Source organism: Rouxiella silvae (assembly GCF_002093625.1).
Taxonomy (GTDB): Bacteria; Pseudomonadota; Gammaproteobacteria; order Enterobacterales; family Enterobacteriaceae; genus Rouxiella; species Rouxiella silvae.
Window position 1 is genome coordinate 92,693 of the sequence record NZ_MRWD01000003.1, and the last position, 20,379, is coordinate 113,071.

19 protein-coding genes are annotated in these 20,379 nt (G+C 53.8%); 10 read left to right on the forward strand and 9 right to left on the reverse strand.

Translation table 11 applies throughout. The features are described 5' to 3' along the window. Nucleotides 1-40 precede the first annotated feature (40 nt). The 5 genes from BS639_RS02255 to BS639_RS02275 are packed head-to-tail and all read right to left on the reverse strand — an operon-like array spanning nucleotide 41 to nucleotide 6,587. Nucleotides 41-1,711, reverse strand: a complete 1,671-nt coding sequence (locus BS639_RS02255; RefSeq protein ID WP_084982151.1) for a dipeptide ABC transporter ATP-binding protein — start codon at nucleotides 1,709-1,711, stop codon at nucleotides 41-43. Beyond that, nucleotides 1,708-2,550: an ABC transporter permease gene (locus BS639_RS02260; RefSeq protein WP_084982152.1), complete on the reverse strand. Its 843-nt coding sequence runs from the start codon at nucleotides 2,548-2,550 to the stop codon at nucleotides 1,708-1,710. Before BS639_RS02260 ends, BS639_RS02255 begins: the two co-directional genes overlap by 4 nt. Next, nucleotides 2,547-3,557, reverse strand: a complete 1,011-nt coding sequence (locus tag BS639_RS02265; RefSeq protein WP_084982153.1) for an ABC transporter permease — start codon at nucleotides 3,555-3,557, stop codon at nucleotides 2,547-2,549. Before BS639_RS02265 ends, BS639_RS02260 begins: the two co-directional genes overlap by 4 nt. A 17-nt stretch (nucleotides 3,558-3,574) precedes the next feature. After that, the gene (locus BS639_RS02270; protein ID WP_233427612.1) at nucleotides 3,575-5,218 is read right to left on the reverse strand and encodes an ABC transporter substrate-binding protein; all 1,644 of its coding nucleotides are present in this window, start codon (nucleotides 5,216-5,218) and stop codon (nucleotides 3,575-3,577) included. Between the two features lie 16 nt (nucleotides 5,219-5,234). Then, on the reverse strand, nucleotides 5,235-6,587 hold the full coding sequence (locus BS639_RS02275; protein ID WP_084982154.1) for an LLM class flavin-dependent oxidoreductase: 1,353 nt from the start codon (nucleotides 6,585-6,587) through the stop codon (nucleotides 5,235-5,237). Between the two features lie 248 nt (nucleotides 6,588-6,835). On the opposite strand from BS639_RS02275, the gene BS639_RS02280 reads away from it, so the two are divergent. From BS639_RS02280 to BS639_RS02295, 4 genes are read left to right on the forward strand one after another with little or no spacing between them, the layout of a single operon-like run. Then, complete coding sequence (locus BS639_RS02280) at nucleotides 6,836-7,762, forward strand: transporter substrate-binding domain-containing protein (RefSeq protein WP_084982155.1); 927 nt, start codon at nucleotides 6,836-6,838, stop codon at nucleotides 7,760-7,762. Nucleotides 7,763-7,778: 16 nt separating this feature from the next. After that, nucleotides 7,779-8,330: a GNAT family N-acetyltransferase gene (locus BS639_RS02285; protein ID WP_055783724.1), complete on the forward strand. Its 552-nt coding sequence runs from the start codon at nucleotides 7,779-7,781 to the stop codon at nucleotides 8,328-8,330. After that, entirely contained in the window at nucleotides 8,323-9,237 is a 915-nt protein-coding gene (locus BS639_RS02290) for an amino acid ABC transporter permease (RefSeq protein ID WP_084982156.1), read from the forward strand. The genes BS639_RS02285 and BS639_RS02290 overlap by 8 nt, the downstream gene beginning before the upstream one ends. Nucleotides 9,238-9,252: 15 nt before the next feature. Then, on the forward strand, nucleotides 9,253-10,098 hold the full coding sequence (locus BS639_RS02295) for an amino acid ABC transporter ATP-binding protein (protein WP_084982157.1): 846 nt from the start codon (nucleotides 9,253-9,255) through the stop codon (nucleotides 10,096-10,098). Nucleotides 10,099-10,402: 304 nt separating this feature from the next. Here the strand turns inward: BS639_RS02295 and lsrG are convergent, their stop codons facing one another. Further along, a complete protein-coding gene (gene lsrG / locus BS639_RS02300) occupies nucleotides 10,403-10,696 on the reverse strand; it encodes a (4S)-4-hydroxy-5-phosphonooxypentane-2,3-dione isomerase (RefSeq protein WP_055783721.1) in 294 nt (97 codons plus the stop codon). Between the two features lie 212 nt (nucleotides 10,697-10,908). Between lsrG and lsrK the strand changes: the two genes are divergently transcribed. After that, nucleotides 10,909-12,501, forward strand: a complete 1,593-nt coding sequence (lsrK, locus tag BS639_RS02305; protein WP_084982185.1) for an autoinducer-2 kinase — start codon at nucleotides 10,909-10,911, stop codon at nucleotides 12,499-12,501. A 1-nt stretch (nucleotide 12,502) separates the two neighbouring features. On the opposite strand, the gene nac is transcribed toward lsrK, so the two are convergent. The 3 genes from nac to BS639_RS02320 all read right to left on the reverse strand — a co-directional run bounded on the left by nac (nucleotide 12,503) and on the right by BS639_RS02320 (nucleotide 15,488). Next, entirely contained in the window at nucleotides 12,503-13,432 is a 930-nt protein-coding gene (gene nac / locus BS639_RS02310) for a nitrogen assimilation transcriptional regulator NAC (RefSeq protein WP_055783720.1), read from the reverse strand. 359 nt (nucleotides 13,433-13,791) lie between these two features. Beyond that, entirely contained in the window at nucleotides 13,792-14,577 is a 786-nt protein-coding gene (locus BS639_RS02315; protein ID WP_084982158.1) for an SDR family oxidoreductase, read from the reverse strand. After that, nucleotides 14,577-15,488 carry a GntR family transcriptional regulator gene (locus BS639_RS02320; protein ID WP_055783718.1) on the reverse strand — a complete coding sequence of 304 codons (912 nt, stop codon included), beginning with the start codon at nucleotides 15,486-15,488 and terminating at the stop codon, nucleotides 14,577-14,579. The genes BS639_RS02315 and BS639_RS02320 overlap by 1 nt, the downstream gene beginning before the upstream one ends. A gap of 188 nt (nucleotides 15,489-15,676) precedes the next feature. On the opposite strand from BS639_RS02320, the gene BS639_RS02325 reads away from it, so the two are divergent. Genes BS639_RS02325 through BS639_RS02345 form a run of 5 tightly spaced genes read left to right on the forward strand, consistent with a single transcriptional unit; the run spans nucleotide 15,677 to nucleotide 20,346 of the window. Continuing rightward, entirely contained in the window at nucleotides 15,677-16,495 is an 819-nt protein-coding gene (locus BS639_RS02325; RefSeq protein WP_084982159.1) for an ABC transporter substrate-binding protein, read from the forward strand. Nucleotides 16,496-16,548: 53 nt separating this feature from the next. Further along, nucleotides 16,549-17,262 (forward strand): amino acid ABC transporter permease, encoded by a 714-nt coding sequence (locus BS639_RS02330; protein ID WP_055783716.1) that lies wholly within the window; start codon nucleotides 16,549-16,551, stop codon nucleotides 17,260-17,262. 24 nt (nucleotides 17,263-17,286) lie between these two features. Beyond that, the gene (locus tag BS639_RS02335; RefSeq protein ID WP_055783715.1) at nucleotides 17,287-18,030 is read left to right on the forward strand and encodes an amino acid ABC transporter ATP-binding protein; all 744 of its coding nucleotides are present in this window, start codon (nucleotides 17,287-17,289) and stop codon (nucleotides 18,028-18,030) included. A 47-nt stretch (nucleotides 18,031-18,077) separates the two neighbouring features. Next, complete coding sequence (locus tag BS639_RS02340; RefSeq protein WP_084982160.1) at nucleotides 18,078-19,244, forward strand: M20 family metallopeptidase; 1,167 nt, start codon at nucleotides 18,078-18,080, stop codon at nucleotides 19,242-19,244. A gap of 4 nt (nucleotides 19,245-19,248) precedes the next feature. Next, nucleotides 19,249-20,346 (forward strand): mandelate racemase/muconate lactonizing enzyme family protein, encoded by a 1,098-nt coding sequence (locus tag BS639_RS02345; RefSeq protein WP_084982161.1) that lies wholly within the window; start codon nucleotides 19,249-19,251, stop codon nucleotides 20,344-20,346. Nucleotides 20,347-20,379: the final 33 nt, after the last annotated feature.

Genomic DNA, 20,379 nt, shown 5'->3' on the forward strand with positions numbered 1-20,379 from the left:
TCGGCGGTTATCTTGGCGTGGTACGTGCTGATGAAAGGCTTCAGCTAACAGCGCTGAGCGCGTCTACCGCCCTGCCCCGGCCTGGAATATGGCTCAGCAGTTGGCGCGTGTAGTCAGTTTGCGGACTATCAAAAATTTGCCCCACGGCGGCCTGCTCGACCACCTTGCCGTGCTGCATGACCACTACATAGTCAGAAATTTGCTTCACCACCGCCAAATCATGAGAAATAAACAGGTAGCTCAGCCCAAGTTCGCGCTGCAAACGGTCAAGCAGGGTTAGAATTTGTGACTGCACGGCAGCGTCCAGCGCCGATACTGGCTCATCCAGCACCACCAGCTCCGGTGAAATCGCCAGTGCGCGGGCGATAGCCACTCGCTGACGCTGCCCACCCGAAAGCGCTGTCGGACGCACATCGAGCAAGCGTCGCGGTAATTCTACGCTGTCCATCAGCCATTCGGCCCGCTCTCTTCTGCTCGGCTTATCACCCATGCGAAAAGCACTCAACGGCTCGGTAATGATCTCTTCCAGCGACAGTTTGGGATTAAGCGAAGCATAGGGATTTTGATACACCACCTGCACCCGACGCCGAAACGCCTGCCGTTCGGCCTGACTCGGTGCGCTGAAATCACGCCCTTCAAACTCAATCTGACCGCTGTCTGGGGTCTCAAGGCCCAAAAGCATGCGTACCGTGGTCGATTTCCCCGAGCCAGACTCGCCGACAAGGCTGGTTGTTCCGCCACGCACTACCGGAAATGAAACACCATCGACCGCGGTAAAGCTGTCCTGCCCTCGGCTTGAACCGAAGCGTTTAACTAATTGATCGGCGCGAAGCAGCACCTCTGCATGGTGTAAAACTGGCCGACGAGGTACTTCAAAAAAGGCCGGTGAAGCCTGAAGCAACTGCCGCGTATAGGGATGACGTGGCTGATTAAACAGCACAGAGGCCGGGCCGGTTTCAACCACCTTACCGTGCTGCATCACTAGCACGCGGTCTGCCCGTTCAAGCGCGACCTGAAGGTCGTGAGTTATCAACAACAGCGCAATCCCTTTGCTGCGCACAATCCCCTCAAGGGAATCCAGCACCTGTTTTTGCACGCTGACGTCCAGCGCGCTGGTCGGTTCATCAGCAATAATCAGTTTCGGGTGATGACTCATCGCCATCGCCAACAGTACGCGCTGTCGCATTCCGCCAGAAAGCTGATGCGGATAACTGTGCAATATCCGCTGCGCGTCGTGCAAACCCACTTCGGCCAGCAGGCTTTCTACCCGCAGCGCCGCCTGTTTTTTACCGACACCGTGCAGCGTGAGTGCCTCAAGCATCTGTTTACCCACCGTTTGTATCGGGTTGAGCGACTGTGCGGGGTCCTGCGGAACAAAACCGATATCCAGGCCACGCAGCCTTTGCCACTGGCGCTGGCTGGCATTTTCCAGCCGCTGTCCGGCAAGCTCAATCGTGCCTGAAACGCGCCGCGCCTGCTTGCCCAACAGACCCACCAGCGCCGAGGCGGTGGTCGATTTTCCTGAACCGGAACCCCCGACAATGGCCAGCACTTCACCCTGAGCAATATGTAAGTCGAGACTGTCAACGGCGCGCAGCGTTTGCCCATCTTTCAAGGCATAGTCAACGCTGAGCTGCACAACCGACAGCAGCGTGGGCCGCGCTCCTTGCTGAGCGCTGTGCTGAATGCCTTGATCTACAGTATGGTTCATTGTTCCTCCGCTTTGTCTTGTATAAACCCGGCAACCCGATTCGTTGCCAACACGGCAAGCACAATCATCAATCCCGGCAGCGTGGTGTACCACCAGGCGGCGGCAATGTAATTACGGCCTTCGGAGACCAGAAGCCCCCACTCCGGTTGCGGCGGCGGTGCGCCAAATCCCAGAAAACTCAGTGCTGAAACAGAAAGCAGCGCAAACCCCAATTCAAGCGCCGCCAGCGAAAGCACCGGTGCCAGCGCGTGGGGAATAATATGACGACGAATAATCGTCAGATGGCTGACGCCCCCAGCGCGAGCGGCTTCAACAAAGAGATTTACTTTGCTGCGCAACACTTCACCGCGTGACAAACGGGCAAAGGTGGCAATCGATGACAGGCCGACGGCGATAGCAATATGCAGCGTCCCGAAACCCAATACTGTGACAATGGCCATTGCCAGCAGCAGGTTGGGAATGGCCATTAGCACGTCGATAACACGCATAAACAGCTGATCGGTACGTCCACCGACGTAGCCAGAAGCCACGCCAATTGTTGCCCCAACCACCAGCGCAATGGCCACAGAAAACAGCGTTGCCTTTAGCGTCAGCGCCGTGCCAAACACCGTGCGGCTGTAAATATCACGCCCCAGATGGTCAGTGCCAAACCAGTGCAGGCTCGAAGGCGGCTGAAGTGCAACCAGTGGATTACCGACCAGCGGGTCCTGATGGGCAAACAGACTCGGCGCAATGCCCCACAGCGCCACCAACAGCAAAATCGCCAGACTGAGCCACAGCGTATAGGCAAAACGCGTTGTTAAAGAAAGCCGCTGTTCGGCGGGAAGAATGAGGCTCATTTTCCGCCTCCTGAAGAAACATGGCTCAGACGCGGGTCAAGCAGCGGGTAAAGCAAGTCGACCACGAAGTTAACCACTACAAATACCCCCGCAGCCGTAAGCACTACGCCCTGTACCACTGGAATATCCTGCGTCGCGACAGCGCCCTGAGCCAGTCGCCCCAGCCCTTCGCGCGAGAAGATAGTTTCGGTAACCACAGCACCGGCCAGAAGATGGCCAAAAATCATGCCAGCCAACGTCAGCAGGGGAATAGCTGCGTTTGGCAACACGTGCCGCCACAGCAGATGTGCCGTACTCGCGCCTTTAAGCCGCAGTGCGTCGATAAACGGCCTGCGCCACACTTCAGCTAGAGAACGGCTCATCACTTGAGCCAGCGTTGCCGCCGTGGGCACCGCCAGCGTTAAAGTAGGCAGCACCAGCGACTGCCATCCCTGATTACCCATTGCCGGAAACCAGGCGTGGCTGAATGAAAAAGCCTGCAATAGCAGCAGGCCAAGCCAGAAGGTCGGCAGCGCCGCCCCCAGTGAAGGCAACGCCAGCAGCGCCGATTTTACTCTTCCCACAGGCAGTACGCTGACACCCGCCGCCAGCCCACCGCCAATCAGCACCGCCACCACCAGCGCACACAGCGCCAGCAGCAGCGTCGGTGGCAGCGCCTGCAACACGAGACGCGTTACTGGGTCACCACTCACGATCGAACGACCCAAATTAAGGTGCAACAGGTCCCACAGTGCCCAGGCGTACTGAATATAAAACGGCCTGTCGAGGTGGTACAGTGCCTTCAGCGCATTAACCTGCGCGACGTCTACCGTGCTCTGCTCACCCTGATTGAGCATGATGGTCACCGGGTCAGACGGCAAAATGTAGAGAATGAGAAACGTCAGCGAATACGCCGCCCACAGTACCGCTAAACTCATCAACACCCTCTTCAGCAGCCAATGCAGGCGCAGTCTGGGGACATTAATCTTGTCAATCGGGTTATCCGAGAGCCAGGCTTTGTCAGTCATGGCGTTTCCTCCCTCAATCAAGACTTCGGCGCAAGCCAGGTGTCATACAGTTGGAACCGTGACGACGCGTCATAGCGGAATCCGTGCACGTTGCTGCCTGTGGCAATAACGGTCGCCAACTCCACCAGTGGAATAGCATCGCCGTCGGCAATCAGACCCTTGGCGGCGTCGGTCACCAACTGCTGGCGTTTCACTGTGTCTAACGTCTGACTTGACTGTTGCAGCGAGGTGTCAATCTCGTTGGCCGTGCGTTTGTTGACATTGCGCCCGCCCGGACCGGCGTCAAACACCGTGCGTAAAACGTCGGGGTCGGAACGCGTCAGGTTATAGAACTCAGCTTCCTGCGTGCCGCTCGACTGACGAGCAATCACCTGCCCTATCGGCGCTTTTTCAAGCTGCATGTCGATGCCTACTTTCTTAAACTGCTGCTGGACCAGTTCAATAAACGGCGCTGACTGCCAGAAAGTCAGCGTAAAGCTCAACCGCTTGCCGTCTTTCACCCTAATTCCATCCGCACCCAGCACCCACCCGTCTTTTTGCAGCAAGTCTGCGGCCGCCCGCGGGTCATGTTTAAGCTCGCTGCTCACGTCCTGATACAGCGGCGTGGTTTTCGCTAATACCGAGCTAGCAGGGGCCTGATAACGCGACAAAATAGGCTGTAGCGCAGCTCTGTCGACGGCCAGATTCAGCGCCTGTCGGACGTTTTTATCCGCCATCAGTGCCATTGACTGATTAGGATAAAGGCTGTAAACCAGTCCTGGATTGGTACGGGCGATGATCGGTAAATTTTTAGCCAGGATCAGCGGTTCATCCTGCGGCGTAACGCCCGCATTGAGGTCTAGCTGGCCCGACACCAGACTGCCGAAGCGCACGCCCGATTCGGGAATAACACGGTACTCAATGCCGTCGAGATAGCTGTCGCCCTGATGCTGCGCGAGGGAAGACGGCCATTTGTAACCGCTGCGGCGGCTGATATCGACCTTCTGATTATGAACAAACGTCGTCAGCACAAACGGCCCGGTGCCGACCAACTCGCCCTGACAGCGCGCGTCAACCGTGGCTTGCACCGTTTTACTGGCAAAGAAACCTAAACTCATGGTCGAGGTTGCCTGCAGGAACTGCGCATTCGGCTGGGCGAAAACGACAGTGACATGCTGCGCGTCAGGCGTGTCCACTTCGGTGAGGCCTTTCAGGTAGGTGGAAGCCAGCGAGGCGCGTGCGCCCATTGCAACAATCGCCTGCAGATTCTCCTTTACCGATTGCGAGGTAAACGCCGTACCGTCGCTGAAGGTTACGCCGTCGCGCAGAGTAAAGGTAAAGCGACGGTTATCGTCACTGACCTGCCAATCGGTGGCCAGCCACGGCACAATTTTACCGGTCGCCGGATCCTGATCCGTTAATGAATCGGTTAACTGGCGGCCAATATTGAGCGAATTGTTATTTCCGACCTGCTGCGGGTCGAGGCAGTTGGGATCGGTATCAATCCCTATTACCAATTTTCCACCGGCGTGCGGCGCTTCGGGAGCCGCTTTATTGTCAGCGGTAGAGGACTCTGCGGGTTTGTCACAGGCCGAGAGCGCCGTGGCGATCATCAGAGGTAAAATAAGCCGGCGCAGTCGCGCGCCGGTCATCAAAGAAGTGGTAAAAGGTCCCTGTTGCACGTGCCTATCCTTTTATTTATTTGGCCGCGACGCTGGCGTTAGACTCACGCACTTTGTTTTTGTTAGCGTAACGGTTGGTTTTAAACGGAATATCCAAACGCTGGCGCAGGGTTTGCACTTCGCTCGTGGGATGCCAGTAACCGCGCTCAGCGAGGATCGGCAGAACCAGGCGCGTCACGTCGTCCAGCGCTTCGGTCAACACCGGGCCGCTGATAATAAATCCGCTGGCACCGCCCGCTTCAACCCAGCGAATAAAGGTGTCGGCAACCTGCTCAGGCGTGCCAAAGAACTCGCCTTTCGGCAACGTGGTCTGGAAAGCAATATCGCGCAGCGACAGATTTTCTTCTTTTGCACGACGTTTAATTTGGTCAGTGGTGGAACGGAAAGTGTTTTGCCCCAAATCGCCGACGTCAGGGAAAGGTCCGTCGAGTGGATACTGCGAGAAGTCGTGATGGTCAAAGAAGCGACCCAGATAGGCCAGCGCGTCCTCCACCGACAGCAGCGAAAGCAAGTGCTGATATTTGGCCTCGGCCTCTTCTTCGGTTCGACCAACAATGGGGCTGATCCCCGGGAAAATACCCACCGGATGACGGTTGTTTTTCGCCACTTCTTTCTGCAGCTTGGTGGCGTATGCCTGTGCCTCTTCCAGCGTGCGCGCATTGGTAAATACCGCGTCGGCCGACTTGCCTGCTAAACCAATACCGGTATCAGACGCGCCCGCTTGGAAGATAACCGGCTGTCCCTGTGGAGAACGTTGAATATTCAACGGACCTTCAACTGAGAAAAAACGTCCTTCATGATTAAGCTTGTGCAGTTTTGACGCATCAAAAAATACGCCGCTTTCACGGTCACGCGTAAAGGCATCGTCTTCCCACGAGTCCCAGAGTCCCTGCACTACGTTGATATACTCTTCAGCAATCTGATAACGCAATGAGTGCTCGGGATGGTCCTTGCCAAAGTTTTTGGCCGACCCAGCCAGAGGAGACGTCACCACGTTCCAACCCGCTCGGCCCTGACTGATGTTATCGACCGACGCCAACTGGCGCGCAACGGTGAACGGATCGCTATAAGAGGTAGAAATTGTGCCCGCCAGGCCAATGCGCTGAGTGGCTGATGCCAGCGCAGAAAGCAGTGCGATCGGCTCAAAACGATTCAGGAAATGCGGCAATGATTTTTCATTAATATGCAGGCCATCGGCGACGAACAGAAAGTCGAAGTTTGCCGCTTCGGCGCGCAGGGCCAAATCGCGGAAATAGGGGAAATTAACGCTGGCATCTGCGGGTGCTTTTTCATGACGCCAGGAGTTCATATGTCCACCTGCACCGTGGAGCATAAGGCCTAATTTAATACTTTTCTTGGAAAGACTCATTGTAAGCATCCTTATTACAGATAGGTTTTAATTGATATTTCCATAAAACCTACAGAGTGCTAAATACAAAAACCTTCCATCCTATGCCAGTAATTAGATAACCTCCCACTTAGGGCCGTAGAACAGTTTTAACCCATTTTCAATTAATCAATTTGGATAGATAATTTTGTTGTTTTACTTCAACTCGGCGCTCGGGAATAGTGAATTCAACAGCCCAACGAATTAAAATTACAGGATAAATAATAACAATGATGCACAGCGCAAAATTAACGGCCATTGCCGCGTTACTGAGTATTTCATCGCTGGCAAACGCCGCGAGTTCCGGTATCGATTTAGTGGCCAACGAAACGCCAATCAACACACCGGCAAGTCCCGAAGCCGTGGCAAAAATTCCAGCCAATTTCAAATTCGTTAATCCTGGTTATTTAACCGTCGCTGTAGCGGTATTGGGCAGCGCGCCGCCGTTTGGCCTGTTTGCCCGCGACAACAAAACCGTCATCGGCAGTGAGTCAGATATTGCCCGCCTGGTGGCCGACGGCCTCGGTTTAAAACTTAAACTGGTTCCGGCTTCGTGGGAAGACTGGCCACTGGGTGTGACCTCAGGCAAATACGACGCCGCGACCTACAACATTACGGTGACCAAGGATCGTAAAACCAAATTCGACTTCGCCACCTATCGTCAGGACACGCTGGGCTTTTATGTGAAATCTACCAGCAGCATTACCTCCATTAAATCGGCACCCGATATTGCGGGGAAACGCATCATTGTAGGCTCGGGCACTAATCAGGAAGCCGTACTTTTAGCCTGGGACAAAGAGAATCAGGCCAACGGTCTGAAAGCTTTTACGCCAATTTATGTGACTGATGACGCAGCCTCAACGTTGGCGCTACAGTCAGGACGCGCTGACGCCACCTTCGGACCTAACGTCTCGGCGGCCTATAAAGCTAAGCTGACTGGCACCACCAAGTTGGTCGGCATCGTTCCGGGCGGCTGGCCAAAAACCGCCAACATCGCCGTGACATTGAAAAAGGGTAATGGACTGGTCGATGCGGTTCAGGCTTCGCTTAACAGCGCAATCGCCAACGGCAGCTATCTGAAAGTGTTGGACCGCTGGGGCGAGAGCGTCGAGAAGATTGACCATTCAGAGATTAACCCGCCGGGCCTCGGCGACTGATTGCAGGAAAGAACCTATGAGCCAGGATAAATTCATACACACGCAGCCTGAGGACCCGCTTATTGTGCCGGTCATTGAAGGTCTGTTTGGCGAATACCGCGCCCGCTACGGCAACATTTTTGGTAATCGCAAAGAGGCGGACGCGATAGGAGCCTACGGTCCACCGGACGGCGTGTTTATTGTCCTGCTTCGCGAGGGGCGCCCAATTGCCATGGGCGCTTATAAACGCTACGACGACAGCACGGCCGAGTTCAAACGCATCTGGACAGACTCTGCGCTGCGTCGTCAGGGATTGGCGCAGAAAGTGGTGCTGGAACTTGAGCGCTTGGCACAGGCGCAGGGCTATACGCGGGTATTTCTGACTACCGGATTCCGTCAACCAGAGGCCGTCAATCTTTATCTGTCGTTAGGGTATGAACCGCAGTTTGATACCACCGTCGATAGAGAAACGCTGCTTCAACCTCCTTACAACGGCAGTTTGCCGTTTATTAAACCTCTGATCCCGGCGGTTGCCGCCGTTGTTGCAAGCGTCAGCAGTGAAAATCTGACGGAGAAAGCCTATGACTGACCTAAGTAGTCGACCGACCCCTTCTGCCCCGCTAAAGGTCGTACCTGCCCGTTATCCGCTGCGCCTGTTGGGCGCAGTTTTCGCCATTTTTATCCTGTTGGGACTGGTGGAATCCATTGCCACTAACCCGCGTTGGGACTGGGGCGTGTTTCGTCAATACTTCTTTGAACCGGTGATCCTTTCCGGATTAGCCAGAACTTTGCTGCTTACCCTATTGGGGACCGTATTTGGTATCATTTTCGGCACCCTATTGGCGCTGGCCCGTTTATCAAAATCCTATTTATTGAATTCACTGGCGTGGGGCTACATCTGGCTATTCCGCTCGCTTCCTCTGCTGCTGGTGTTAATAGTTCTTTATAACTTTTCTTACCTGTACGACAACCTGTCAATTGGCATTCCGTTTACTCATATTGAGTTCTTTAAACACCCGACCGTTGACCTTCTCGACCAGTTTACCGTGGCCGTGCTCGGCCTTTCACTGGTGCAGTCTGCCTACACCGCCGAAATTATTCGCGGTGGCATTGTCGGCGTAGAACAAGGGCAACACGAAGCCGCCGCCGCGCTGGGATTACCCGCGTACCGTCGCACTTTCCGCATTATTTTGCCACAGGCGCTGCGGGCGATTATTCCCACTGGATTTAATGAGGTGATCGGTCTCACGAAGGGCACGGCGATTGTTTACGTCATCTCGATGCCAGAACTGTTTTATACCGTACAAATCCTTTACAACCGCACTCAGCAGGTGATCCCACTGCTGATGGTGGCCACCGTTTGGTATCTGGTCATCACCACCGTACTCTCTGTTTTTCAATATTATGTTGAGCGCTATTTCGCGCGTGGTACCACACGTCAGGTTGCCCTGACTCCTCTGCAACGCCTGCTGCAATGGCGCGTATCACGACCTTAAACAGGAGCAAGAATTATGTCAGAAGCTTTTGATCTCTTTGTTAATCGTCCGGCTCCCGTTGCGCCACAGCCTGTTAATTCTCTTGGCCGCCGGGCGCAAAATGCCGGACGCATTGAAATAAGCAATCTCAGTAAATCTTACGGCATTTTCAAGGCGCTAAATGATGTCAGCCTGACTATCGAACCCGGCACCGTGACGGTAATTTTAGGGCCCTCGGGTTCCGGTAAATCCACCCTTTTGCGCACCATCAATCATCTTGAACGCGTTGACGAAGGCTTTATTCAAATTGACGGCGAATACGTAGGCTATCGTCGTAAGGGCCATAAACTTTACGAACTTAAAGAAAAGGCCATTCTGAAACAGCGTATTAACTGCGGTTATGTTTTCCAAAACTTTAACCTGTTTCCGCACATGACCGTGCTGGACAACATAATTGAAGCCCCTATTGTTCACGGGCTACTTAACCGCAAACAGGCCATCGAACGCGCCTATGAGCTGCTTGATACCGTAGGTTTGCGCGAGAAAGCCAATGCCTGGCCGCGCCACCTCTCCGGCGGACAGCAGCAGCGTATTGCCATCGCCCGCGCGCTGGCACTTAATCCAAAAGTAATGCTATTTGACGAGCCGACCTCTGCACTTGACCCCGAACTGGTGGGTGAAGTGTTGGACGTGATTAAAAAGCTGGCAGAATCCGGCGTCACGCTGGTAGTGGTCACGCATGAAATTGGCTTTGCGCGACAGGTTGCCGACCGCGTGGTGTTTATGGTTGAAGGTGCTATCGTTGAAACCGGCAGCGCGGCTCAGGTGCTTGACAATCCTCGCCACCACCGCACACGTCGCTTTTTGGAAAAAGTGTTGTAACCGCACAATACATTTTAGTCACGCGGCTGTTTATTAAAAATTAAAAGGGGCAGATGCTGATATCCGCCCCTTAATTCATTTACCTGAGTAATGCCTTACTTAATTTACCGCCAATGAATTACCTTTCGGTAAAAATATACCAGGCTTAATATCTGAAGATAAAGAAAAAACAACGTAATTAAAAATAAATAAAAATAATTTGCAAAGACATACTGTGTATCTGTAGGAATAAAAACATACGGCAGATGGTCTCAAGTCAAACAGCGGCTTCGGTTGATAGCCGCCCTTCTCTTTCCTGTACTCCCTATTCCGGAAACACGCCCTTGAAGCTGGTTTTTTTCCTCGGCTCGGTCATTAACGCCTCGAGGGCTTCAACGCAGGCCAGATAATGGGGCGTTTGTTTGTGGGCGTTGACTGCCTCGAGATCGCGATAGGCCTCATAAATATAGAAGCGCGTGGCGATCTCACTGTCTTGTAAAACGTCGAAACGCAAATTTCCCGGCTCCCCCAGCGCACCAAGATGGTTAAGCTTAAATACCCGCAAAAACTCATCCACGCTGTCGGCCTTAACGTTGATTTCAACCATCGTGACTTCCATTTTTACTCCTGATTTATTTATCTGCTTATCGGCACCTTACGAGTTTAGCCAATACACTTCCTGCTAAGAGGTGTTGTTAAAGGAAATGCAAGATACATCACAATTACCAAACTTAGCCGCTTAGATATTTGTTATCACAGCGAAATAGCGCCCACTATTGATCTATCACCTTTGCCGTCGAATATTAAGATAAAGAGAAAGAGAAGATGACTATGCGTTCCCCCACAGCCTCATCCACTACTGCGTCTTATCTTATGGCTCTTGATGCCGGAACCGGCAGCATTCGCGCCGTCATTTTCTCTTTGGAAGGGCAGCAAATCGCCGTAGGTCAGGCCGAATGGCAGCACAACCCAGTTTCAGACGTGCCGGGTTCAATGGAGTTTGACCTGCATAAAAACTGGCAACTGACCTGCCAATGTATTCGTCAGGCGCTGGCGCTAGCTCAGCTTCCCGCTTCGTCCATTGCCGCCGTGGCGGCCTGCTCAATGCGTGAAGGCATCGTGCTTTATGATAAAAGCGGAGAACCAATTTGGGCCTGCGCCAACGTTGACTCTCGCGCCAGCCGTGAAGTGAGTGAACTAAAAGAGATCCATCAGGGAGAGTTCGAACGCGAAGCGTATCTGCATTCTGGGCAAACGCTGGCGCTGGGTGCCATGCCGCGCCTGCTGTGGTTAGCACATCATCGCCCGGAGATTTATCGCCAGGCGGCCACGTTGACCATGATAAGTGACTGGCTGGCCTACAGGCTAACCGGTGAACTGGCGGTTGACCCATCGAATGCGGGCACTACCGGCATGCTGAGTCTCGAAACGCGTCGCTGGCACCCTGAACTGCTTGAACTCGCGGGGCTTCGTGCGGATATTTTGTCGCCGGTACTTGAAACCGGCACTCGGCTTGGCAGTATCAGCGCACGCAGTGCTGAAGAGTGTGGACTGAAAGCCGGAACGCCGGTGGGCATGGGCGGTGGCGACGTGCAGCTTGGGTCACTCGGGTTAGGGCTAGTTCACCCGGGGCAAACGGCGGTGTTGGGCGGCACTTTCTGGCAGCAGGTGGTAAATTTGCCCCGTCCGATCACTGACCCCGAGATGAATATTCGCATTAACCCGCACGTGATCCCCGGCATGGCACAGGCAGAATGTATTAGTTTCTTCACCGGACTGACTATGCGCTGGTTCCGCGACGCCTTTTGTTCAGAGGAAAAATTGCTGGCCGAACGGCTGGGCGTTGACACTTACAGCCTGCTGGAAGATATGGCCGCGCGCGTGCCGGTCGGCTCATGGGGAGTGATGCCGATTTTTTCCGACGCTATGCACTTTAAAAGCTGGTACCACGCCGCACCGTCGTTTATTAACCTGTCGATCGACCCATTGAAGTGCAATAAACAGACTTTGTTTCGGGCACTCGAGGAGAATGCGGCCATCGTATCGGCCTGCAATTTGGAACTTATTGCGGGGTTTTCTGGGGTAAATGCGCCGTCGCTGGTGTTTGCGGGCGGCGGTTCCAAGGGGAAGCTGTGGAGTCAGATACTGAGCGATGTCACCGGCAAGCCGGTTAAGGTGCCCCAGGTTAAAGAGGCTACGGCGCTGGGATGTGCCATTGCGGCGGGAGTTGCCGCCGGATTGTATCAATCACTGGCTGAAACGGGTGAGGCACTTGTACGTTGGGAGCGGGAATATCAGCCCAATGTCGAAAATCATCAGCAATATATCAGCCAAAAAACCAACTGGCAGGCGGTTTACGCCGACCAGTTAACGCTGGTAGACAGTGGCTTGACTACCTCAATGTGGAAGGCTCCGGGTCTTTGAATTACCCTACGGCCAGCAACGGACGCACCTCTTCACGTACGCGGCTCTCTGCCACCAGCGACAGCAGAATTTTTTGTACCGCCTGCGCGGGTTGTGACAGCGGCAGATGGTCTGAAATGCACAGTGAAAGCGGCGCCTGAATAGACGGACTGCTGATGCATGACATCCAGGCATTGGCTGGCCCCACAATTGCGCGGGCGGCAGATTCTGGCAAAATCGTGGCACCGAGGCCGCTGGCAATGGCCGCCGTTAAGGTTCCGGCAGATTCAATTTCACCAATCACTTTTGCTGAAAGCCTTCTCAAGGTCATGGCATCGTCCACCAGCTTGCGCAGCACGTCATGGGTGCGCGGCAGGAAGAGATTAAGCTTAGCTACGTCTGAAAGCTCAATGTACTTACCCGGATTGGGCACGCTGTTGGTGGCCACCAGATAAAGATCTTCTTTCATTAATGGCACAAACGACAGGCCCTGAATCGCCTTATTGCCGTAAAGCACGGCCATGTCCATTCGCCCGTTGACCGTCTGATCGGTCAGTTCACTGCCAAAATTCTCGTTGAGGTATAGCAAGATACCCGGATGCTGTTCACGCACTGCCTGTAACAGCGGCAGTGCCAGCAGTGAGGCCGCTGTTCCTGGTGCCATGCCTACCGAAACCTGACCATTTAACGCCAAGCCTGCGCAGTTAACCGCACTGTGGGCCTGTTCACACTGGCGTAATATCGTCTGCGCATGGGCATAAAGAATATTTCCCGCTTCAGTCGGCGTAACCCCGCGCTTGGTTCGAATCAAAAGCTGCTGCTTTAATTCACCCTCTAGCGTAGCCAACTGCTGACTCAGGGCCGGTTGAGCGATATGCAACACATCTGCAGCCTGCGTGAGACTGCCGATATCGACGATTTTCACGAAGTACTTTAAGCGTCTGAGATTCATCTCTGTCTCCATCGAACCTGGTGGTGGTGTTAACCGAATGAAATAGGGTCGCCCCTAACTAAAGCAAAATGTCTTTATCATAATTTCTGCGAATGAGTTATTCGTCGAAACCTGAGGTGTTACAAAGCAAGATCAAGGCCAATCAGGCAGTTAGGAAATAAACTCAGCCAAAAAATCAGGCTAATCATCTATAAAATAAGAAAAAACGATTAGTAATTTGTGAGAAAAGGAATAGCGAGGAAAGAATTGTTAAGAAAACAGCCCAGGGCTGTGCACCAACATAATGCAAACTTATGTTTCGGGACGAAGAAAAGCGGCCGCAGGCAGAAAGCCTCCGGCCACTGAGTCAAAGGTTAAAATCAAATAGAAGGGATCATGCCGCCGTCAACGCGAATAACCGATCCAGTCATATAAGAAGCCTGTCGGCTAGCGAGAAACGCCGCCACTGCGCCGTACTCTTCGGGTTCGCCATAGCGGCCCAGCGGGATCGTAGCTGCACTTTTGCGCGCCACGTCTTCGACTGAAATACCTTCACGCCCTGCCCGCGCTTCATCAAGCTGGCCTAAACGCTTGGTCGAAATGCGCCCCGGCAGAATAACGTTAACCGTGATGCCTTCACTGGCCACTTCGCCAGCCAAGGTTTTCGACCAGCCAACCAGTGCCATACGCAGGGTATTCGACATGCCGAGATTAGCGATGGGGGTCACTACGCCGGAAGACGTGCTGGTGATAATCCGGCCCCAGCCCAGACTGCGCATATCAGGCAATACTTTGTCAGTTAACAGAATCAGCGAACTGACCATGGTGGCAAACTGCGTGGCCCAGGTTTCTGGCGCGACGCCGCTAGCCTTTGACGGAGGCGGCCCACCGGAATTATTTACCAGAATCCCCACTGGGCCAAGATACTGATGAATACCTGCTAGCACCTGGTCAAATTTTTCGGGCTGCGTTAAATCCAATACAAAAGCCATGGCACGACCGCCCTCGGCTTTGATGGTATCTACGGTTTCATTCAAAGCCGCTTCGGTGCGGCCACACACTGCCACCACCGCGCCTTCTGCGGCCAATGACAGCGCCATTGCTCGGCCCAGTCCACCGCCTGCGCCGCTTACCAGCGCAACGCGACCTCTTATTCCAAAATCCATCACAAGCCTCTTTCGTTAGATTTACTGACTTTATTCAAAACCATCTGATAAGCGGACTGCAGGTGTTGACGCATCATTTCGGCCGCGTCGGCCTGCCTTTCTTCAAGCACCGCATCAATGATGGCAACGTGTTCCTGACACCACTCGCGTACGCGCTGTTTGTTGTTATAGCTGCCAAACTCCAACAAGCGGCGCAGGCGGTTCTGCTGCTGAATAGCCTGTAAAACAAAGATATTCCCGCTGAATTCGGCCAGCAGTTCGTGAAAATTTGCGTCAGTTTCAAAAATTTGCCGACCGTCAACGTTAAGAATATCAGGATGATCAATCAGATAGATATGCTGTAAACGCAGTCGCTTAAGCGCACTTTTGTCCGCGCGAAAACTGGGAGAAATCAGGCCGCCGGGTTCTATCATCAGCCGAAATCCATAACCGTTGCTGAGTGCAACATCACTGTTTAGCGTGGGTAAAAACGACCAGCCGTGACCTTTGTTGCGGGCAATCAATCCGTCTTCAGACAGGCGCAGCAGCGTTCGCGACATCACGCCACGGTCGGCGTCATAGCGCTGGGCAATTTCGATTTGGGTCAGTGAATCGGGGAGCTTACCGGCAATGCGGTCTTTAACCAGCTGCTCATATAACCCCTGATCGCTGCTTGCCGGTACATCGATGCTGATGCGCTGTAGTTCGTCATAGGCCTTTAGCAGAAAAAATCCCTGATTACGGCGTGCTTCGATAATCTCTAGTTCACAGAGGAGCTTGAGCGCAGCACGCACCGGCGTTCGAGAAACGCCGGCCATATCGGCTAATTGTTGCTCACGTAAATGGTGGCCTGGCTCAAATTTTGCTTCTCGTATCAGGTCAAGGATTTGGTTAGCCAAACGCCTTCCGCTGGCGGTTACTGTTTGTGTCATGAAAGCAGGCACCTAAAGTATTTATTGCAATGAATATACAATATCACAGCATTCTTACTTGGTGAAGTCTGAGCGAAAATCCCTCAAATCGTGCATTGACGCACCATAAAAGAGCCTTGACTCACGAATTTAATTGTATTTAATGATACACAAAGAGCAATCCTGCTCATGAGAAAATGGAGTCTGTCATGCTGAAAAAAACTTTCTTGCGTCGATATGCCACCCTGTCTCTGGCTGCCCTTTGCCTGAGTTTTCCGTTAGTCAGCCAGGCGGCATCGCCGTCGTTAGTCACCTCGGGTGAGCTAACTTACGGTACCGCCGCGACCTTCATGCCGTTTGAATTTATCAAAGACGGTAAACTGAGCGGATTTGATATCGATTTAATTACTGCCCTCTCAAAAAAGCTTTCGCTCAAACCTGCGCCGATGTCAATGGAGTTTAAGGGATTGATCCCCGCCCTGCAGGGTAAGCGCCTCGATATTATTAACTCAGCGATGTACATCAATCCCGCTCGCGCCGAGCAGGTTGATTTTGTGCCTTACCTCAAAATCGGCAGCCGCGTCATTGTTTCCAAGGGAAACCCCGAAAAGATCACCGGCCGTGACCTGTCTCTGTGTGGCAAAAATATCGCCGTCACCCTCGGCGGCATTGAAGAGAGTCAGGCACGCACCGACAATCAAAAATGTCTTGATGCCAAAAAACCGACCATCACCGTACTGACTTTCCCGTCCGCGACTGATTCAGCCGTTGCCGTTGCGCAAAAACGTGCCGACGCAGAATACCTTTCCACTCCCGGTGCCGTTGCGCTGTTGAGTGAAAAAGGCGACACCTTTGAAACTACCGGCCCCGAGTTTGAAGCCGAGACTCACATCGGCTTTGCCGTACGCAAAGGCGATACCGAGATGAAATCACTGTTGGAAAACGGACTTAAAGACCTCGTCGCCGACGGCAGCTACCAGAAGTTGATTCAAAAATGGCAGTTCCCGACTTCGGTGTCGATTTTCTAATGTTTGATGTTGCCGCTTTTGTACGTTTCGCTCCCTGACATCGAGGAAAAATCATGTCTCTTGATCTGGTCTGGCAATACCTATTGTCACCGGCGTTCTTTCAGGGCGCAGTAATGACCCTGCTAATCACAGTCTGTTCGCTGTTTTTTGGCATCGTCACTGGCTTGATACTGGCTTTACTTCAGGAGTCCCGCTTCAAGGCGGGCCCTGTTTTAGCCTTCTTCTATTTATGGTTATTTCGCGGCACGCCCGTGCTGTTTCAAATCATCTTTGTTTATAACGTACTGCCGAGCTTTGGCCTGCGCTTTTCAGCCTTTACCTGTGCGGTGATGGCACTTTCACTTAATGAAGGTGCTTACATGGCCGAAATTCTGCGCTCCGGACTGCAGGCAGTGAGAAGCGGACAGCGCACGGCAGGCATGGCTCTGGGCATGACCCAAGGTCAGATTATGCGCAAAATTGTCTTGCCCCAGGCGGCGCGTATTATTCTGCCTCCGATGGGTAACCAAATGATAAGCATGCTCAAATCCAGCGCACTGGTGTCAGTGATTGCCGTTCAGGAACTGTTATTGATAGCCAACCAGACGGCCAGCGCCAGCTTTCGCTATTTTGAAGCGCTGTGTGCTGCCGGCATCTATTACCTCGCACTGACCACCCTTTTCATGATTGGACAGGCCTGGCTCGAACGCGCACTGGACCCTAAAAAACGCAAGAAACCTGCGCTCTCATTGACCGAACGCCTGCTGCGCAGCAGCTCGTCTCACTAACTCGCCAACCCCTAGGGAAAACAGATGAAAACTGAAAAGCCCCTGCTGGAAATCATCGGTGTCGATAAACACTTCGGTAGCCAGCACGTGTTGAAGAACTGCACGCTGAGCGTGGCGCAGGGTGAAACGGTCGTGTTGATTGGGCCATCCGGCTCGGGAAAATCTACCCTACTGCGTTGCGTTAACCTGCTTGAGACCATTGAAGGCGGCAGCATCTTTTTCCGCCAGAACGACATCACCAAGGCCGGTGTCGAGCCGCACCGTTTGCGTCAGGATATTGGCATGGTGTTTCAGAGTTACGAGCTTTTCTCCCACCTCACAGCGGCGGAAAACATCATGCTCGCGCCCATGACGGTGCTCGGCGTGAGTCGCGCCGACGCAGAAACCCAGGCCCTTGAATTGCTCGGCAAGGTGCGAATTCCCGACAAGGCGGACAGTTTCCCTGATGAACTGTCAGGCGGCCAGCAGCAGCGTGTGGCAATCGCGCGCGCGCTGGCAATGAAGCCAAAACTGATGCTGTTTGACGAGCCCACTTCGGCGCTTGACCCCGAAATGATCCGCGAAGTTATTGACGTCATGGCCGACCTCAGTGCAGAAGGCATGACCAGCATTGTGGTCACCCATGAAATGGGCTTTGCCCGCCGCGCCGCCAACCACATCGTATTTATGGAAAACGGCGAAATTATTGAATACGCAACCAGCGATAAATTCTTCGGGGGAGACGTGAGCCAAAGAGCACAACGCTTCCTCGACCAGATTTTGCACTGAGTTATTTTTTCTATGCGCCTCACCAGGGCCATTTTCAGGAGAAATTGATGAACCTTCAATCACCCGATATCAACAGAATGAAGCAAGACCTCGCGGCACTCGTGGCTATTAATACCGAGAACCCACCCGGCCGCGAGCGCGAAGCCGCAGAACTTATCAGTGTTTGGCTAAAAGAGGCCGGTTTTGATTTAACGCTCAGTGAATATGAACCGGGACGCACCAACGTTATTGCGCGCCTGGAAAACGGCGTGGGTCCGTGCTTTGCTTTCAACACGCACATTGACGTCGTGCCAGCGGGTAGTGGCTGGAGCCAGGACCCATTCACGCTTACCGAGCGCGACGGCAAACTGTTTGGCCGCGGCTCTTGCGATGCAAAGGGACCGCTGGTGGCAATGATTGAAGCCATGCGCATGCTCGCCGCAGACAGTGATAGCTGGTCTGGCACGCTGATGGGCATCTTCGTTGCCGATGAAGAAGTGGCCAGCGAAGGCGCCAAGTTCTACGTGCGCGAAGCACCGGCCAAAATTGACTATGCGGTGATCGGCGAACCCACGTCAAACACCACCTATTCGGCACACAAAGGCAGCCTTCGCCCGCTGGTTCGCGTGCATGGCGTTACCGCGCACTCTGGCACCCCTGAGCTAGGTGAAAACGCCATTTTCCGTGCGGCACAGCTTTTAGGGCTGGTAGAACAACAGCACGAACACAGTGTGCGTTGCCGTTGCCATCCGCTGGTCGGTTCAGCCAGTCTGACCGTCACGCGCATCTCGGGGGGGCATGCCGACAACGTGCTGCCCGACAGCTGCGATTTACTGCTCGACCGCCGTATGGTGCCGGGAGAAGACGAAGAACAGGTCAAACAGGAACTGCGAGATTTGCTGGCACTGGCGCATGAAAAATTCGGCGTACGCAGTGAAATCATCACCTTTAAACCCACCACCGGCGGCGCGACGGAAACGGCTGTTGATGAAGCCATTGTCCAGGCCGGTCTTGAAGCCTGCCGCGCTCAGGGCCTTGAAGAACCCGGTCCCTTCGGGTTCCAGGGCGGCTGTGATCTGGTGCATTTTCGCAGCCTTGGCACCAAGGGCATTGTTATCGGCCCAGGCTCGCTTTCGGTCGCGCACAAGCCCGATGAATTTGTCCCGCTGGACGAGTTCATTGCCGCCGGTGATATCTACCGAACTGTCGCCCTAAAAATGATGACGCGAGGATAATCAGGTGAAAGCCACTGTCTATCGCGCTGACCTGCGCTATCCGCATCTGCAACTTTATACTGCATCTTCTGGCAGCATTGCCGGTTTAGACGAGCTGTATCTGCTGCTTGAGGAGAAATCCTTCAGCGGGCTAGGTGAGGTGCGCATTAACATTGCCTATCTCAACGGTTACAGCGCCGACGTCGTGCTCTGCGACGTGATGCGCACTCTGCGTACGCTCGATTTACAACAGTCGTCGAGCCATTTACTGCTCACGCTTGAGACACAGCTTGCCTCGAGCCTTGCTCCCACCCGCATGCTGTTTGATATGGCACTGCATGACCTGATTGCCCGTCAAAACGGCAGCAGCGTGGCGCGATTGGTCGGCTCTGATTTTCCCGGGCCGGTCTGTTACGCCACCAACCAGACGCTGTTTTGGAGTTCACAAGAGCAGATGCTGAGTCAGGCCAGCGCCTACATGGAGCGTGGCTTTACCCATCTTAAACTTCGAGTGGGGATAGGCTCGCTGGCGGAAGATATTGATCGTATGACGGCCCTTCGCCGCCGCTTTGGCCATGAGGTACACCTCTCGGCCGATGCCAACGGCCAGTGGCAGCCGGAGCAGGCGCGCAGCAACTTGCTGGCGCTGCAAAAATTTGAGTTGAGCTATCTAGAACAACCTATTTCGGACGCCAATGCGCACCTCTACCCCACGCTTGCTGCTGCCAGCCCGATACCGCTGATGCTTGATGAAAGCATGAGCTCCGAGGCCGATCTCGAGCGTATTTTGGCGATGGGAGGCACTGTCTGGGCACACCTCAAGTTGGTGAAGATGGGCGGGATTGCTCCTACAGTCCGCGCAGCACGGCGGCTTATTGCCGCCGGTATTCCTTTTATGATTGGGCAAATGAACGAAGGTGCAGCGGCCACGGCAGCGGCACTGCACGTTGCCCACGCCTGCCAGCCTGCCCATGCCGAACTTTATGGTGCCGATGGCCTCGCCAACGACCCAGTATTGGGGCTGACCTACAGCCAGGGGCTGGTGAACTGCGTTGACGCATGTGGGCTTGGGATCGCCTTCGACCCAACACAGGCCGAACTTATTCAAACATTTTCTTCTTAAAAACCTGATTTAAACCTGAGAGCGAGAGCGAAT